Below are 15,820 nucleotides of genomic sequence, written 5' to 3'. Positions count from 1 at the left end.
TGAGTGCTTTCAGCGCCGCCGCATTCTCGCCAGGATGCGCGATACAACCGTGGCATCTCGACTAAACCACGCCGTCGTTAGTCCACGCGCACTCCTCACCCGCGTCACGTCTGTGGGCCGCCAGACCACTGCTTGCGGGCCTTCCCGCCCTGGGTTGATCGGAATCCTTCGAAGCGTTGCGGCGGAACGGAGACGTGTGATCTCGAGTTGCCCTCCATCTCTTGCTAGGCAGCCCCGCACCTCGTGGCCTGTCGCCAAACATTCACGAGGCCGCCGCGCCCAATCCCGGAGGACACTGAGTAGATCGTGCCAACACTCTTGCAGAACGAACTATCCTCACGCGGCGTCGGATTGCTCTATCGCCTCTTTGGCCGGAGCAGCCCTTGGCGAGCGTTCGCTCTGCGCATTGGACCGGTATTCTGACGGGTCGCTCCCGTAGTATCTACGAAAGCTGCGCGTAAAGCTGCTCCGACTCTGGTAGCCGACGTTTAGGGCGACTTGGTCGATCGATAGCGCGTTGGCCGAGAGGAGATCAGCAGCGTGGCGCATCCTTAGGCGGCGCAGCAATGACATGGGTGCCTCTCCGAAGGCAGCGGAGAATCGCGACATGAAAGCTGAGCGGCTCAGACCGACGGCGTGCGACAGACTTTTAACCGTGTGCGGAAGGGAGGGACGCGAGGCCATCTCAGCGAAAGCTCGTGCGATTGGCGGGTCACTTAAGATCGCGAAGCGCTCCACCCAGGCTTTCGTCGAGACCAGGCAACGTCGAAGCAGGGCGAGCAATACGACCTTCAGCAGCGCTGCCGACATTGGCCCCACACCGACATCCTGGGCCACTAGCTCGGCTAATGCGCAAGCGATCACCTGGTCGAGCTGGTCATTTACGTCGAATGTCTCAACAATCGGCGCTGCAAGGGATGCGAACAAGTCAAGCGCTGGGCCGTAAGTCGCTCGAAACGTGCCGCACGCAAGTACGAGTGTCGGTCGGCCATCTCCGACAGTGTGCCGGTACGACGAGCCGGGCACGAAAAGGCCTACGCTGCCCTTGCCGACATTTCGTAGTGCGGTCGGGCGCTCCGTGGCGACGATACTCATTGCGCGTCCGGGCGGAACGATTACCAATGTATGCGGCGTCAGACGGATGGGGCTTTCCCCGTCCATCAGGATGAAACCGACGCCTCGAAGGCAGTAGTGGATAGTGCACGCGTCCACGCGGGCAACGGCCAAGTGGGCACCAGCCGCAAGCAAGCATTTCGACAGCCTCACGAAGGTAATGTCCAATGTGGTCATCAACTTGTCGAGGTCTTTTCGCGATATACGCCAGAACGGCTCACCTGCCACGTCCAAAAACCTTTTGTTGCTCAGATTCATATGAACTCAGCTCCGGACGGCGGGACAACGCCACCTCACGCGAGCAGCCAGCATCAAAATCGAGCGAACGGGCCTTCCGCGCTCTGATCTGATCTAGGATTTTGATTGGTTCGGTCTTCGTTGCGTTCGACTGAACGCTGAGGAAATAGCCAGTTGCGGCTCACGGAGTAGTGGTTGCAGCCGAATTAGATATATTCAGCCGCGACATGAATAATCCGGCTGAGCGTCGCAACCTACCTGCGAACTATCATAAATTCGCGCGAACGCGCACCAACGCGCGTCGACAGGAACCTCAGCCCAATCGCAGCGGTTCGAGACCAACCAAGCCCGGATGTACAGTGTCGAGCAAGCAGGTAGTCCTGTCACCCTCCACTGCTTGGTCTGCCCCGCGATACTTATGCGACTAACCGTAAGACCGCAAACTGCCCTTTCATGCCCTGCTATGACGACCGACACCTCGACGACAGCAGAGTCTTCAACCGCTGATCGCAACAAAGCCAGGGCAGACGCGCACAGCACTCTGCGATACCCGTACCTATCGAATGCATATCCAAAAGGAATTTTCAATTTCCTCCGCTGTATCCGATCCTAGGCCTCGAGGGCCCGGCCACCGGATGCCAACGACCTAAAGCGACTGCAGACAATAGCGCCAATTCGCGCGGCGCGCGGGCAAAGGAGTCCCGATGAAATTACCAGCTATCGGCTCGCCGTTCCCCCGATATCAAGTGGCTAGCACTTCTCATGCTTTAACTCGACGACGATTTCAACTTTCGTTGCGCGGCTGCGCCAACTTTGAGCTAGGTAAAACAGGATGTTCGCAATGAACAACGCAGGAAAGGTTGGAGCTTTTTTCGCGACGCTCTTGTTTGCGGGAGCAGCTGCCGATCCGGGCTACGCGCAGAACGCTGAGCACGGAAAAATCGTCTTCCAAGCTTGCGCTACGTGCCACACTACGGATCAGACCAACCGTGTTGGACCCGGTCTGGGAGGACTCATTGGCAGGAAGGCAGGTACCGCCCCGGGATTCCACTACAGTGACGCGATGAAGAAGTCCGATATTGTTTGGGACACCAAGATTCTCGATGCGTATCTTGAATCGCCCCAGAAAGTGGTTCCCGGAAACAAGATGCCCTACGCGGGGATGACGAACTCAGCCGATCGGGCCGACCTCGTCGGCTATCTGGCAACACTGAAATAGGAGCTCGTTAGGCGAGACCTCAGCAAGGTGCGGCCCGTTTTTGATGTGAAACGTCCTTACTGCCGACTGTGCAAGCGTCCGAATCGCGGTCCTATGTCGATCGACTGATGTTCGAGGGAACCGACACGTGGAGGCGCTCGAAAGCTTCAAAGGATTTGAGGCCGGGGCGATTCTTGGCGAGAGGCTCGCGCCAGACATGATCACCTTCGGAGAACAGTTCTCCGTGATTTGCAACAAGGTCGAGGCACACATTGCAAAATTAAATGCGAGGCGCCCCGCCGGAACCACGCGACATCGCGATGTCATATCCGGCGTTGAACATTAGACTAATCGAAACTCGCAGCTTCCTGAAAACTGTGCAGCCAGACGAGATTGCCGGTGCGCAGTCCCACACGTACGAACTTACGCTGCCTACCGTTCGTGGATGGTTGGGCGGCGACGACTACATCCGGCACCTAGTACTACGGGACTTCTTTTTCCATATCTCAGTTGCGCACGCGATCCTCCGGAAGCTCGGAGCGAAAATCGGAAAGCGCGACTACTCGGCAATCTTGCTCAGAAGAGTGACGGTGAGACTACTCGTGAGAGGCGGCGCTGCGCGTGGCACGATCCGGGCCCTTCAAAGCAGCGAGGCGAGTTTGGCGGATGCCGTAGTTAGCCGCGCTGCGAGAGGACATCCGTACACGATTTGGCGGTGACACAACTAACTTCCTCGCCTCGAGGACGAACAGCAGGTTCGCACGATTGAGACCGTCGCGGCCGCCGTTTTCCGCCAGCAGGTCCCTACGGGCGAACGCGGATGATCGTCTTCCCGTTGCGCCGCCCGGTCCGGTTGAAAGCTGCGACGGCATCGTCGAGGGTCGAGATGGCGCCGACGTTCGTCCGCAGTCGTCTGTCCCGCACCCGCTGGACGATCTCACGCAGTTGGGCACGATCGGACTCGACGACGAAATCTACCGCAAAGCCGTTGGCGGGCCGTGCCTCGGGCGGCCCGGCGATCGTCACCAACGTTCCTCCGGCTCGAACCAGGGCCGCGGACCGCTTACCGATGTTGCCGCCGAAGACATCGAAAACCAGATCGACTGGACCGACGTCTTCCAAAACATCGTTCTCGAGGTCGACGAACTCTTGCGCGCCGAAGTCGAGCGTCTTCTGACGGTCCGCAGCGCGTCCGGTACCGATGACGTAGGCGCCGGCCTCACGTGCGAGCTGGGTTACCATAGAACCGACTACGCCAGCCGCGCCGTGCGCCAGGACGCTCTGCCCCGCCTGAAGGCGGCCGTGCTCGAACAGTCCCTGCCACGCGGTCAGGCCCGGCATCGGCAGGCTCGCGCCGACGGTGAAATCGACATCGCCCGGCAGCGCCGCGAGGTTGCGCGCCTCGACCGCGACATACTCAGCCAGTGTGCCGTCGCGATACCAGTCCGTGAGGCCGAACACGCGCTGTCCCACCGACAGCCCCGTCGTGCCATAGCCGAGCGCGGTGACCACTCCGGCCAACTCGTGCCCAGGGATCGACGGTGTTCGGTCATGATCGAGGCGATCGGTCCAGGTCGGTGGCCACGTCAGCTCATCCCACGTGAAACCCGACGCACGAACCTGAACGACGACGTCGTTTATCGCTGCCTGTGGCTCGGGCTGCTCCACCAGCTTCATACCGGCCGTTCCCGCAGCCCGGTCCGTCACAATGATCGCCTTCATGGGAATTCTCTCCTCGGTCATTTGCCTCTTCGGCGGCGGCCGTTCTGGCTTCATCTCGATCGGCGTAACCGCAACTCACTCCGCCGCGGCGGCCATCGCGTGGGTCGGCTTGCCCTCATCCTTTCCTTCCGCGAGGTTGCGCACGACCATGTAGAAGATCGGCGTGAAGATTAGGCCGAACAGCGTAACTCCGAGCATACCGAAGAACACGGCGACGCCGACGGCCTGGCGCATCTCCGATCCGGGACCGGTGGAGACGACGAGCGGCAGCACGCCGAGGATGAAGGCGAACGAGGTCATCAGGATCGGCCGCAGTCGCAACCGGCAGGCCTCGATCACCGCCTCCAGGCGCGGTTTGCCCTCAAGCTCGATGTCCCGCGCGAACTCGACAATCAGGATCGCGTTTTTGGCCGCAAGTCCCACCAGCACCACGAAGCCGATCTGGGTCAGGATATTAATGTCCTCGCCCATGATGCGCACGCCGATGGTGGCCGCGAAGAGGCACATCGGCACGATCAGGATCACCGCGAGTGGCAACGTCCAACTGCCGTACTGCGCCGCCAGCACCAGATAGACGAACAGCACACAGATCGGGAACACATAGAGCCCGGCACTGCCACCCGTCACTTGTTGATAGGACAGATCGGTCCATTCGAAAGAAAAACCGCTCGGTAATGTTTTGTTGGCCAATAGCTTGATGGTGTTGAGCGCGGTCTTCGAGCTCACGCCTGGCGCCGGCTCGCCCTGCAGCTCGGATGCTGAGTAGAGATTGTAGCGCGCGACACGATCGGGCCCGGAGATATCCTTGAAGTCCACTACGCTCCCCAGCATAACCATGTCACCGGCCGCGTTGCGGGTACGCAGCCGCGCCAAATCAGAGGCCTCTCTTCGGAATGGCAGATCGGCCTGCGCGGTGACATGATAGGTGCGCCCAAACAGGTTGAAATCGTTGACATAGGTCGAACCGAAGTAGGTTTGGATCGTGTCGTTAATGCTGGCGATGGGAACACCGAGCTTCTGCGCCCTCACGCGATCGATGTCGACGAATAGCTGCGGCGTATTCGCCGTGAACGGCGAGAACACCGACGTTAGGTTTGGCGACTTCCGCGCGGCGGCCACGAGTTCGTCCGTGGCAGCTCCGAGCAGCTCGGGACCGCGCCCCTGTCGATCCTGGATGCGGATGGCGAAGCCGCCGCCGGTGCCGATCCCTGGCACCGCAGGCGGTGGAATGACGATGATGAAGGCGCCCTGGATCGCCGACAGCCGCTTTCGCAGATCCGCTGTGATCACGCTGGCAGTCAGGCCCTTCCTAACTCGCGCCTCGGGGTCGTCGAAGACGGGGAACAGTGCCGCGGCGTTGCCCGCCTGCGTGCGGGTCGCGCCGGAGAAGCCAGCAAACGCCGCGACACGGATGATCCCTGGGGTATCCAGCGCAATTCGCTCGATTTCCCGCACCACCGCGGTGGTCCGCACCAGCGACGCGGCGCCCGGCAATTGCACCGAGATGATCAGATAACCACGATCCTGCGCCGGGATGAAGCCCTGAGAAGTGGTGGCGAGCAGCCAGCCAGCACCGCCGATCAGCGCGAGGTAGATTGCCAGCATCACCACCGTGTGTCGGATCACGATGGCGGTGGCGGCCGCGTAGCCATGCGCTAGGCGCTCGAAGATGCAATTGAAAAGCGCGGTGAAGCCGTCCCAACCACGTGCAACGATGTTCCAGCGCGCCGTTGGACGTTTCTGCTCATGCGGAGTAAGAATCCGGGAGGCCAGTGCTGGCGACAGCGTTAGCGAACAGAAGCAAGAGATCGCGGTCGCGACCGCGATTGTGACGGCGAATTGCTGGAAGAATCGCCCGGAAATGCCGCCGAGGAACGCGGTCGGCACGAACACCGCGCAGAGCACGAGGGCGATCGAGACCAGCGCGCCGCCGACCTCCTCCATCGTCTTGAGAGCCGCCTCGCGCCGGCTCATACCTGCCTGGAGATGTCGCTCGACATTCTCCACAACCACGATGGCGTCGTCTACCACGATGCCGACCGCAAGTACGAGGCCGAACAGCGTAAGGTTATTGATGCCGAAGCCGAGCACAGCCATCGCTGCAAATGTGCCGACCAGCGACACCGGGATCGCAACAATTGGGATGATCGCAGGCCGCCAACCTTGAAGGAACGCCAGCACCACGATGACCACGAGCGCCATCGCCTCGTAAATCGTCTTGATCAGCTCATGAACCGACTGGGCGATGAATTCGGTCGGATTGTAGCCGATGTTGTAATCGAGCCCCTTTGGGAAGCTCGCCTTGAGCTTCACCATCGTCTCGGAAATATGCTTCGCGGTGGCCAGCGCATTCGATCCGGGCCGCTGCGTCACCACCATCGCAACGGCTGACTTTCGTAGTATGAAGCTGTTGGTAGTGTAGGCCAGCGCGCCAAGCTCGATCCGCGCAACGTCGCGCAGCCGTACGGTACGGCCGTCGGAACCAGCCTTCACCACGATGTCCTCGAATTGCCTGATATCCTTGAGGCGCCCAGTGAAGACCAGGTTCGGCTGGAATGCGCGATCCGCAATCGGTGGCTCTGCGATCTGGCCGCCCGCGATCTGCAGGTTTTGGGCCCGGACCGCGGCAATGACGTCGCTTGCGGTCATACCGAGATTGGCGATCCGGTCAGGATCGAGCCACAACCGCATCGAATAGTCGCGCGCGCCAAACATCTGGATATCGCCAATGCCATCGAGCCGCAGAAGCTGGTCGCGCACCTGCAACAGCGTATAATTCGATATGTAGAGCTGGTCGAAGCTATCGTCGGGCGACAGCATGAACACGACCATCAGGATGTCGGGTGAGTTCTTACGGGTGACTACTCCGTTGCGCTGCACCTCCTCCGGCAGCCGCGGCTGCGCGATCGCGACGCGGTTCTGCACCAGCACTTGGGCCTTGTCGAGATCGGTGCCAAGCTTGAAAGTCACGGTTATCGTGAGCTGGCCGTTGGAGGTCGCCTGGCTGTACAAGTACAGCATGTCCTCGACCCCATTGATCTCCTGCTCGATGGGAGCTGCGACCGTATCGGACACGGTCTGTGCCGAGGCGCCGGGGTATTGCGTGGTGACCGTAACCGTAGGCGGCACTACCTGCGGATATTCAGAGACGGGCAGCGTCTGGTACGCGATCGCGCCCACAATCAAGAGCACGATCGACAGCACCATCGCCAGAATGGGCTGATTGACGGAAAGACGTCCGAGATTCATGACTTACTGCCGCTGATCTCGACGCTGCGCGGGCTCACCTTAGCGCCAACGCGTGCTCGCTGGAGGCCGTCGATGATGACACGATCCTCCGGCTTCAGGCCTGTGCGAACAACGCGCAGTCCCTGATCCAGCGGGCCAAGTTCGACCGCACGCGCTTCCACAGTGTTGTCATCCTTGACCACGAACACGATCTTGCGCGACTGATCGGTCGCGATCGCTACATCCGGCAAAAGAAGCGCCTCATACGGCGAGGAGCCAATCAGCCGGACGCGGCCGAACTGGCCGGGCAGGATGGATAGATCGTGGTTCGGAATAATCGCGCGGCTGCGCAGCGTGCCGGTGGAGACATCGAGCCGGTTGTCGATGAAATCCATACGGCCTTCATGCGATGGTTTGGCTTCGCCGGTCAGCGCCACCTGCACTGGATTAGGCGTATCGCGTGAGCTCGGCCGCTTACCCTCGAACCACAGCTTGCTGTTCTTGAGATAGGTCGCCTCGTCAACGTCGAAATAAATGTACATTGGGTCCATTGACACGATGGTGGTAAGCAGCGTCGAGCCGCCATTGTCGCTCCCCTGCACGAGGTTACCGACGCTCACGAAATGACGGCTGACGCGGCCGGTGATCGGCGCCGCCACATGCGTGAACTCGACATTAAGCTGGGCGGCCTTCAGCGCGCCTTGGGCGATAGTCTCGGCGGCGTGAGCTGCCTCCAAAGCTTCGCGACGCTGGTCGACAACTTGCTCGGAGACAGCACTGGTCTTTACGAGGGTGAGCCCGCGCTCAAGCTCGCGCTTGGCCAGCTCTGTCTTGGCGCGCGCATCGGCAAGCTGACCGTTCGCTTGGGTCGCCACCGCCTCGAATGGACGAGGATCGATGACGTAGAGCAGATCGCCAACGCGCACCATGTCGCCGTCTTTGAACTCGACACTAGTGACAAAGCCACCGACGCGGGCGCGGACTTGCACCTCCTGGATCGCCTCGAACCGGCCAGTGAACTCGTCCCAGTCGGTGACGATCCGTTTGACCGGTTGTGCCACCGACACCGATGGCGGCGCGGCCGCTTGCGACTGCGCCTTTTCGTTGCATCCGGCCATCACAAGCGCAAGCAGCATACAGATCGATGCGCCGATGCATCGGCGAGAGCGACGAGATCGAGGTCGGATGAACCGGATCGCCACAGCCATTCCCTTAGCCGCACGCTCGACTGACTGAGACAGGTCGGCAGTGTCTTCTTGCGGCAACGTGACGTTTTCGGTCATTTCTGATCGATCCAAAGGCAAATACTGCAGGAAACTCGCCAATATTTTGGAAGCAGATAACTCGATTGACGGCACCGCCATTAGAAGCGACAGCCTCAATTGCGCCGCTGCGCTGCATGTCGAGTCTCCAATAGCAACGTGTCCCGCGTGTCGGTTCAGCACTGAAAGTTGCAGTACGAGAGAGTGACCTTGCAGCGCGGCGAAGGGAAATTGCAATTCGCCATGGACTTGATAAACGATTGTTATTGGTGCTTTCCGAGTGGCATGATTTTGTAGTCGGAATGCACGACCATATCGCACATTTAGCCCGGCGTATTGTTTCAGTAGAGACCTCTTAGCCAGGCTGAGTCGGCGAATCCGCAATGAACGCCGTAATGACCGCACAAGGTAAACGCTACTTAGGCCGCAAGCGCAGAGAGACGCTCATCCGCAATCTGCGCGAGCGACACGCATTGAGAACTGTGAACTCAGCCATTCATGATGCCCATGAATAACTCAAATACATTTCGACCGGCTAGCGGGTTTGGTGTCTTGCGTGATAGCTGCGCCGTTCTATCTGGGCATTACTTGCCTTCTGCAGAACCTTTGCACTACCTGCCTGCCTCGGAAGTCGCCTCGTACTCGGTTTCTCGGCCGTGACTCTGTAGGGTTGATGATGGACGCAAGTGTTGGCGAGCAAAATCGCAGGACGCATCTCGAGAAGCGATACAGCTATCTCGCTCTTGCACCGGCGGCGGCGGCGATTTGTTATCCATTTCTGCTCGATGCTTTCCATGCTATCGTCGGTACGGAAGTGGTGAGCCTGCCACCTTTCGCAGTCGCCAGCGCGACCTTTGTTTTGGTTGTTGCGTTCGTGGTGCCGTTTCTCGGGATCGCCCTGGCTTGTCGACCAACGTCCGGTCCCGCTTCAAGACGCCTCGCCTATGCGAGCGTAGTGTCGCCGACGCTCTATGTGTTTCTCGGCGTTGTGCAAGCCCTAATCAAGAGCCCTATTCCCGATGAGGTCATTTGGTGCGCGATCTGGCTCGCAATCGCGAAATGGTCGCAGCCTGCCCGAGATCCAGTTAAATCAGCTGAGCCTGTGGTCGGAGGTTGGCGGAGTGTCCACGGAGTAACGGCCCTGGTCCTCAGCCTATATGTAGTGTTTCATCTCGCCAATCATCTGTTCGGCTTGATAGGTCCTGACGCGCACGCCGCAGTAATGAAGATCGGACGCATAGTTTATCGCTCTAACGTAGGTGAACCGTTGTTGGTGGCAACGATGCTTTTCCAGATCGGCACCGGCATCCATCTGGCGTGGCGCTGGAGCGCTTCGGCGCATAACTTCCAGAGGACCTATCAGGTAGCTTCGGGAGTCTACCTTTCAGTCTTTATTCTCGGCCACATGAATTCAGTTTTCGTCTACGCTCGAAGCTTTCTCGGCATACCCACGGATTGGAATTTCGCAATCGGAGCTCCGACCGGCCTCATTCATGACGCTTGGAACATCCGTCTAGTGCCTCACTACGCGCTCGGCGTCTTCTTTGTCCTGAGCCATCTCGCTTCAGGATTAAGGCTGGTGCTGATCGCACACGGTGTTGATCAACGTGTTGCCGGTCGTCTTTGGGGTACCTGCCTCGCTATAAGCGCGGTCGTAGCGTCAGCAATCATCGCGGGAATGTCTGGAGTCAGGATCGGTGCATTCGCCTCGTGAGTTTCGTCAGCTCTGGCATACGTCTTTTGGACAACGCATTGATTTGCTCTCCTGTCGATGCTTCCAAGCGAACCATTCTTAGTGTGGCGCCGCCAAACGATGACTACGATCCGGCCACCGCTGATGAGGTGTAGACCTGCAGCCTTCTCGAAGCAGCAAAGATCACTTGCGATCTTGATGCGCATGCAATCCGACGGTCTCACCTCGGAGAACCCCCCTGCAAAGAACCTTTGCCGAGTCATGTAGGTCATTTGGCGACAGATCGTAGTGTTGAAAGTTCGCAATTTTGGCCGAAACGACTGATCGACATCAAGTTTCGATCCAAGGAGCCCGCTGCTGAGAGTCCGCGCAAAGTCGACTCTTCAAAGCTCTTGCAGGGGATTGCTTACTGATGGGCGGAGCGGAATGTTTAGCGCCATCAAAACGATGCAGGACAATGTTCTGCATCTTGCTTGGACTTGGTCTAAGCTCCCTCGGAAGCGCAATCGTGAATATCGCCCTGCCGAATATCTCACGTTCTTTTGCAGGCAATGACGCGGCGACCGTTTGGGTCGTAAATGCGTATCAGCTTTCGGCAACAGTCTGCTTGCTGCCCGTCTCAAGTATGGTTGAATCGCTCGGCCTAAAACGCATCTATGCCGCCAGTCTGACCATTTTTGTTCTCGCGTCTTTGGCCTGCGCGTTCGCTCCAACATTGCCTGTGCTGGTGGGTGCCCGCTTGATTCAGGGAGCTGGAGCGGCTGGGCTTTCTGTCGCCGGCGTTGCCCTCGTACGCGTGGTCTATTCGCGCGGCATGGTCAGTAAAGGCCTTGCACTGGTTGCGTTGGCGGTTGCGATACCAGGTGCATTGGGACCCACCATCGCCGCTGCAATACTTGCCGTTGCAAAATGGCCGTGGTTGTTTCTGGTGAATTTGCCATTCGGCCTCGCGGTACCGCTCTTTATCAACGCCGCACCACCAGACGTTCGATTCCCTCGCGCCCTCGTTCTGACCGGGAGCGGTCTCAACACCCTTGGATTCGGGCTTTTTGTCATCGGCGTCGGTACGCTGGGTAGCAGCGACGCGCCCATTGGGATCGGAGAGATCGTCGCAGGTCTTTTCTGTTTTGGTCTCTTCATTCGACAACAACAGAAGCATCCCATGCCAATGCTGCCAATTTAGCTTATCGGTGTGGACATCTGTCTGCTCATATGCCGCACAAATCCTGGCCTACGTCTCTTTACCTTTCCTATTTGAGACGCGGATGCATCTTTCTGCTGTAGAAACAGGTTTGCTCTTGACGCCTTGGCCGTTTATGACTGCCGTCACGGCCCCGATCGCCGGTCGCTTGACAAACCGCTTCCCAACCTCATTGATTTGCAGCATCGGTTTGACGTTATTGGCGGCCGGCTTGCTTCTGATGGTCTTCTTGCCAACAAATCCGGCAAAGTCGGATATGGCGTGGCGATTAGCCCTTTGTGGTATCGGTTTCGGTCTTTTCCAGACCCCGAACAACACTGCGATGATGACGGCTGGACCAATCGGACGTAGCGGGGCCGCAAGTGGGATGAATGCTGCGGCTCGCTACGTCGGATGGTCGCTGGGCTCCGCCTTGATTTCGCTTATCTTCGGCGTAGGCGGAGATCATAGCGCGGTCCTTTGTTTGGTTGCAGGAATGACGTTTGCTCTGATGGGAGCTGCTACCAGCAGCGTTCGCCAACTCAAATAGTCAAACGCGGAATGCCGCACCTCGTCGAAGTTGTGTTGCGGTTATCTAGGCGGTGAGCCGCGGTAGACCGCGTGGTGGGACCCCAGATCATGCCCCGAGCCGAGCACCATCCAGACAGTTGCGCATTTATCTATCTCCCAGCTAATCCTCCGCTGGCTTTCATTTTTTTGCTAAAGATTTGAGGTGGCGGACAAAGCCGAGCACATCGTCAGGCATCAGACGGCCGATCGCGCGGGTCGAATAGACGGCCGTCACCACCCGACCTTCGGGGTTCAGGACGAAGCCGGTGGCCTGGAGGCAGACGGGATCGTCATTGACGAAGGCGCCGGTCACCGCGGAAACCGCTCGCGCGTCAGCACCGTACGCGACAGGGAAACCAATTTCGTGCTTTTCGACGAGCATCTCCGACTTTTCCCGGTCGTCTACCGATACCGAGACGACCTTGATGCCTTCATCGGCGAATTTGTCCGCCGCTCGCGCGAAAGCGGCCAGCTGAGCGTTGCAGTACGGGCACCAGGAACCACGGTGGAATATAACCACGCCGAACCAACCTGCTAGATCGGCAGGCAAGTTGATTCTGCCGCCCCCGACGCGAGCAAAGGTAAGAGAGGGAAAACTGTCGCCGTTCTGTAGCATCACTATCGGTCTCACTGTTTGAACCGCATGGCGCTCAAACCGCCCGCGGCTTCGTCAAGAACGGCCCGCGCATCCAACGACCACGTCGACTCGCTGATCCAATCTCCGGCGCGCCGATTTGGAGAGGCGGTTGTCTGGCATATCGAGCCTTCTAACTTCTCAGGCCGACATTGCATGACGGTCTCAGAATCAAATTCTACGATGTTGGCTTGGAGAATGATCCCAGAACGCCGGGGACGCAAAATCGCTTGTCGCCATAAAGTCAATAAACGATAGTTATTGCCCACTCCGAGCCAGATGCGAGTGTCCGCGTCTGCAGAAACTCACCGCCTCGGCAATCGGTCACCGTCCCAGCCTGCAAGAAACGGCCGCCTATCATTCCGCACTGACATCGCGGCACGTCAATGATGTCGTGCGTGGCGTTGACGTGGCACGCCTAATCAACAGGTGCGTGCGGCACGTGGGTCCCTCCCGCCGAACGATCAGAAAGGAGCCGCCTCTCCGCGCACTTTCGACCTCATAAACACGATTGTCGCGTTGGAATGGAAACCATAACAGTCAGACATTTCCCCGTGAGATGACGCCAGCTTAGCATCGCTCGAGCCAAACGAGCCACCCCGAGGCGCGCAAAGCAAGGATTAAGCTCATGAAGATCCGCACCATCATCAGCGCCGCTCTAGTCTTCTCATTGCCCGGCCTTATTTGCGCCCATGATAGCCGGGCGCAGACCGTCACGAAGAACTTCGAGGCGACTATTCCCAATATTTCTGGCAAGTCGCTGATTGCTGTGGAAGTCGATTACGCGCCGGGTGCGGCCTCTCCGCCCCACACCCATGCGAAATCGGCTTTTATTTATGCCTATGTGATCTCAGGCGCGATCGAGTCGAAAGTAAATGATAGCGGGACGCGCATCTATCGGGCCGGCGAGAGCTGGTCTGAATCTCCGGGTGCGCTCCACTCGATCAGCCGCAACGCAAGCAAGACCGAGCCGGCGAAGCTGCTCGCTGTGTTCGTCCTTGACACCAATGACAGCCGGCTCACAACGCCTAGCAACTGACGCTTTAGGCGCAGTGAGACAACGACGGTTCTCAAGGAGCCACAAATAGACGAGTGCAAGAGTTCACTTCGGTTCACCCAGCCTGCGTCGCATTAACGATCTTGGCCACACCGCCTGCACATTCACGGAAAGCCAACTGCCCACGCCGTCGAGGCTATTTGCGGTAATATTGATAACCCCAACCCAGATCTTCATTTGCGTCGATTGCTTAAACTACTTGCGCGACTCAGAACCAACGAACCTCAATATTGCTATACTTGTTGATAGCCAGCAATTCGGTCACTCAAAGTGCGCCAGCTAACAACGGCGGTCTGAGGAGGCTTCGGCATCCTGCAAGACTGCACGGACTTTGACAACATCTACCGTATTTGTGTCAGTGCACCGTCTCAAGGAGGTCCCGTCGGCTGGAGCGACGGCGCATTGGATTAAGCGAGTTTGCAAGCATACATCGCAAAGTTCAGAGAGAACACAGCTCTCCGCGGTGCTCGGACTAATCATTCATGCGCCGGGAACCATAGACTGAAGCACGTCATCGCGCAGATAAAAGTAGTGGAAGAGAGCCGCGGCTGTATGCACGCAGGCAACCCAGAGAATGGTGTAACCCAGCGTGGTATGTATTCCCATGATCAGATGACCAAGACTACGCGCCTTCGTGATCTGGGGAGCGATGTCGAATCCCGGAAGGGTGACGGGGATCCCCTCAAGCCAGGTACCAAGCACGGCCGTAGTAGGAATCGCAATGAGCAACGCATAAAGAGCGAAATGGACGAGCTGCGCGGTTAGAGTCATCCATCGCGGCATCGGCTGCTTCACTGGCGCGCCGCCGATCAGGCGCCATATCAACCGCAGTGCGACGACACCGAAGACAAGAACCCCGAGCGCCTCGTGTATCCTTCGGAGCCCGTCCGCGGAGGCGGAATAGAGCGAGTAGCCATCGCCACTGCTCAGCACATAAGCAACAAGAACCAGCATGACCGTCAACCAATGGAACAATCGGGCGCCGGCGCCGTAGCGAGAAGAAGTGCTGCGCAAAGCGATTACCTAACTTTAAGGGCGCCGCGGCATTTGATGAACTGTTGCGGCGCGTCGCGAGAGATGTGAGCGCGGATTACCTCTGGTTCAATAATGCCGGCGGACAACTCGTTGCCTTCCGCTTGGTCGCGTCCCGTTGGCGGCATTTAGCATTTGAACACGCTGGTTGAAGAATGACCCCGCAACTGCGGCGCGTGAACTCACCTTTAGCCATAGATTCGATAGGCAATCGTTATTGCCGCCTCCGCGGCGTGGCGACGCCATAGCGTGGAATGCCTGCAGGCCCAAGAGACCCGCGCTCGCGCCTTCGGACAACTCGACTTGGCTCGTTCCACGACGCCGCTCGCTCACCGTGTCGCCAACAAGGCGATCGGCATACGGCAACCTGGATCTCTGGAGACGCGACGGGTGGCATTCCTCGCCACGACGCCGTCGGTCGCCAATAACGGTCGTCTATCGACTCTATGTCGAAAGGTGATTTCCTTTGGCGGTCTTGCAAGCTCATTCTCCAACGCATCGTCGTACCGCAGCCTTCAAAGTGCGTCACCAACACGCGGTCGGATCGAGAAGCCGGGAGGCTCGATATGCAAAGCAACGGCGTAACACCGACCTCAGTAGCTGGTAAGGTCGCCTATTTCGGTAGGCCACGGAAAGATGGCGATCGGTACGCAACGGCGATCAAGATTGGCGAGACGCTCCATGCCTTCGGCCAGCCCAGCCACAAAGAAGTGTACAACTTGATCGCGCCGGATTTTCTCGATCAAGCCGCCCGGTTGCAGCGCCGCTGGCGTCACGCTTTTGGTGCCCCTCAGGGCAACGCTGAACAATTTCGTCGAGGAGACGGATGATGTCAGGTGGCCCTGCAGCAATTCCACTTCGCGCGCTCCCTCCGGATGACCGCGTTTTGGCGCG

At 58.7% G+C, this 15,820-nt stretch carries 13 protein-coding genes; 6 read left to right on the top strand and 7 right to left on the bottom strand.

From position 1 onward, the window contains the following. Positions 1 to 336: 336 nt before the first annotated feature. Entirely contained in the window at positions 337 to 1,371 is a 1,035-nt protein-coding gene (locus QA642_RS08910; RefSeq protein WP_283084326.1) for an AraC family transcriptional regulator, read from the bottom strand. Positions 1,372 to 2,191: 820 nt separating this feature from the next. Between QA642_RS08910 and QA642_RS08905 the strand changes: the two genes are divergently transcribed. Both QA642_RS08905 and QA642_RS08900 read left to right on the top strand, forming a co-directional pair. Beyond that, positions 2,192 to 2,569 carry a cytochrome c family protein gene (locus QA642_RS08905; protein ID WP_283084325.1) on the top strand — a complete coding sequence of 126 codons (378 nt, stop codon included), beginning with the start codon at positions 2,192 to 2,194 and terminating at the stop codon, positions 2,567 to 2,569. A 127-nt stretch (positions 2,570 to 2,696) separates the two neighbouring features. Further along, positions 2,697 to 2,894 carry a DUF1993 family protein gene (locus QA642_RS08900; protein ID WP_283084324.1) on the top strand — a complete coding sequence of 66 codons (198 nt, stop codon included), beginning with the start codon at positions 2,697 to 2,699 and terminating at the stop codon, positions 2,892 to 2,894. Positions 2,895 to 3,352: 458 nt separating this feature from the next. On the opposite strand, the gene QA642_RS08895 is transcribed toward QA642_RS08900, so the two are convergent. From QA642_RS08895 to QA642_RS08885, 3 genes are all read right to left on the bottom strand, one after another. After that, positions 3,353 to 4,270, bottom strand: coding sequence for an NADP-dependent oxidoreductase (locus QA642_RS08895; protein ID WP_283084323.1), 918 nt, complete (start codon positions 4,268 to 4,270; stop codon positions 3,353 to 3,355). A 75-nt stretch (positions 4,271 to 4,345) separates the two neighbouring features. After that, positions 4,346 to 7,519 carry a multidrug efflux RND transporter permease subunit gene (locus tag QA642_RS08890; protein WP_283084322.1) on the bottom strand — a complete coding sequence of 1,058 codons (3,174 nt, stop codon included), beginning with the start codon at positions 7,517 to 7,519 and terminating at the stop codon, positions 4,346 to 4,348. Further along, positions 7,516 to 8,706, bottom strand: coding sequence for an efflux RND transporter periplasmic adaptor subunit (locus QA642_RS08885; protein WP_283086838.1), 1,191 nt, complete (start codon positions 8,704 to 8,706; stop codon positions 7,516 to 7,518). The genes QA642_RS08890 and QA642_RS08885 overlap by 4 nt, the downstream gene beginning before the upstream one ends. A gap of 727 nt (positions 8,707 to 9,433) precedes the next feature. Here QA642_RS08885 and QA642_RS08880 point away from each other — a divergent pair. From QA642_RS08880 to QA642_RS08870, 3 genes are all read left to right on the top strand, one after another. Next, complete coding sequence (locus tag QA642_RS08880; protein WP_283084321.1) at positions 9,434 to 10,474, top strand: hypothetical protein; 1,041 nt, start codon at positions 9,434 to 9,436, stop codon at positions 10,472 to 10,474. Between the two features lie 487 nt (positions 10,475 to 10,961). Continuing rightward, positions 10,962 to 11,636 carry an MFS transporter gene (locus QA642_RS08875; protein ID WP_283084320.1) on the top strand — a complete coding sequence of 225 codons (675 nt, stop codon included), beginning with the start codon at positions 10,962 to 10,964 and terminating at the stop codon, positions 11,634 to 11,636. 7 nt (positions 11,637 to 11,643) lie between these two features. Beyond that, positions 11,644 to 12,183 carry an MFS transporter gene (locus QA642_RS08870; RefSeq protein WP_283084319.1) on the top strand — a complete coding sequence of 180 codons (540 nt, stop codon included), beginning with the start codon at positions 11,644 to 11,646 and terminating at the stop codon, positions 12,181 to 12,183. A gap of 159 nt (positions 12,184 to 12,342) precedes the next feature. Here QA642_RS08870 and QA642_RS08865 read toward each other — a convergent pair whose 3' ends face one another. Beyond that, positions 12,343 to 12,819 (bottom strand): redoxin domain-containing protein, encoded by a 477-nt coding sequence (locus tag QA642_RS08865; RefSeq protein WP_283086837.1) that lies wholly within the window; start codon positions 12,817 to 12,819, stop codon positions 12,343 to 12,345. A 646-nt stretch (positions 12,820 to 13,465) separates the two neighbouring features. Here QA642_RS08865 and QA642_RS08860 point away from each other — a divergent pair. Beyond that, on the top strand, positions 13,466 to 13,876 hold the full coding sequence (locus QA642_RS08860) for a cupin domain-containing protein (protein ID WP_283084318.1): 411 nt from the start codon (positions 13,466 to 13,468) through the stop codon (positions 13,874 to 13,876). A 498-nt stretch (positions 13,877 to 14,374) separates the two neighbouring features. Here the strand turns inward: QA642_RS08860 and QA642_RS08855 are convergent, their stop codons facing one another. Further along, a complete protein-coding gene (locus tag QA642_RS08855) occupies positions 14,375 to 14,848 on the bottom strand; it encodes a cytochrome b/b6 domain-containing protein (protein ID WP_283084317.1) in 474 nt (157 codons plus the stop codon). A 671-nt stretch (positions 14,849 to 15,519) separates the two neighbouring features. Further along, positions 15,520 to 15,783 carry a hypothetical protein gene (locus tag QA642_RS08850; protein WP_283084316.1) on the bottom strand — a complete coding sequence of 88 codons (264 nt, stop codon included), beginning with the start codon at positions 15,781 to 15,783 and terminating at the stop codon, positions 15,520 to 15,522. Between the last annotated feature and the right edge of the window lie 37 nt (positions 15,784 to 15,820).

This window comes from Bradyrhizobium sp. CB2312 (assembly GCF_029714425.1).
Lineage (GTDB): Bacteria > Pseudomonadota > Alphaproteobacteria > Rhizobiales > Xanthobacteraceae > Bradyrhizobium.
This window is presented reverse-complemented; position numbering and strand designations above follow the sequence as displayed.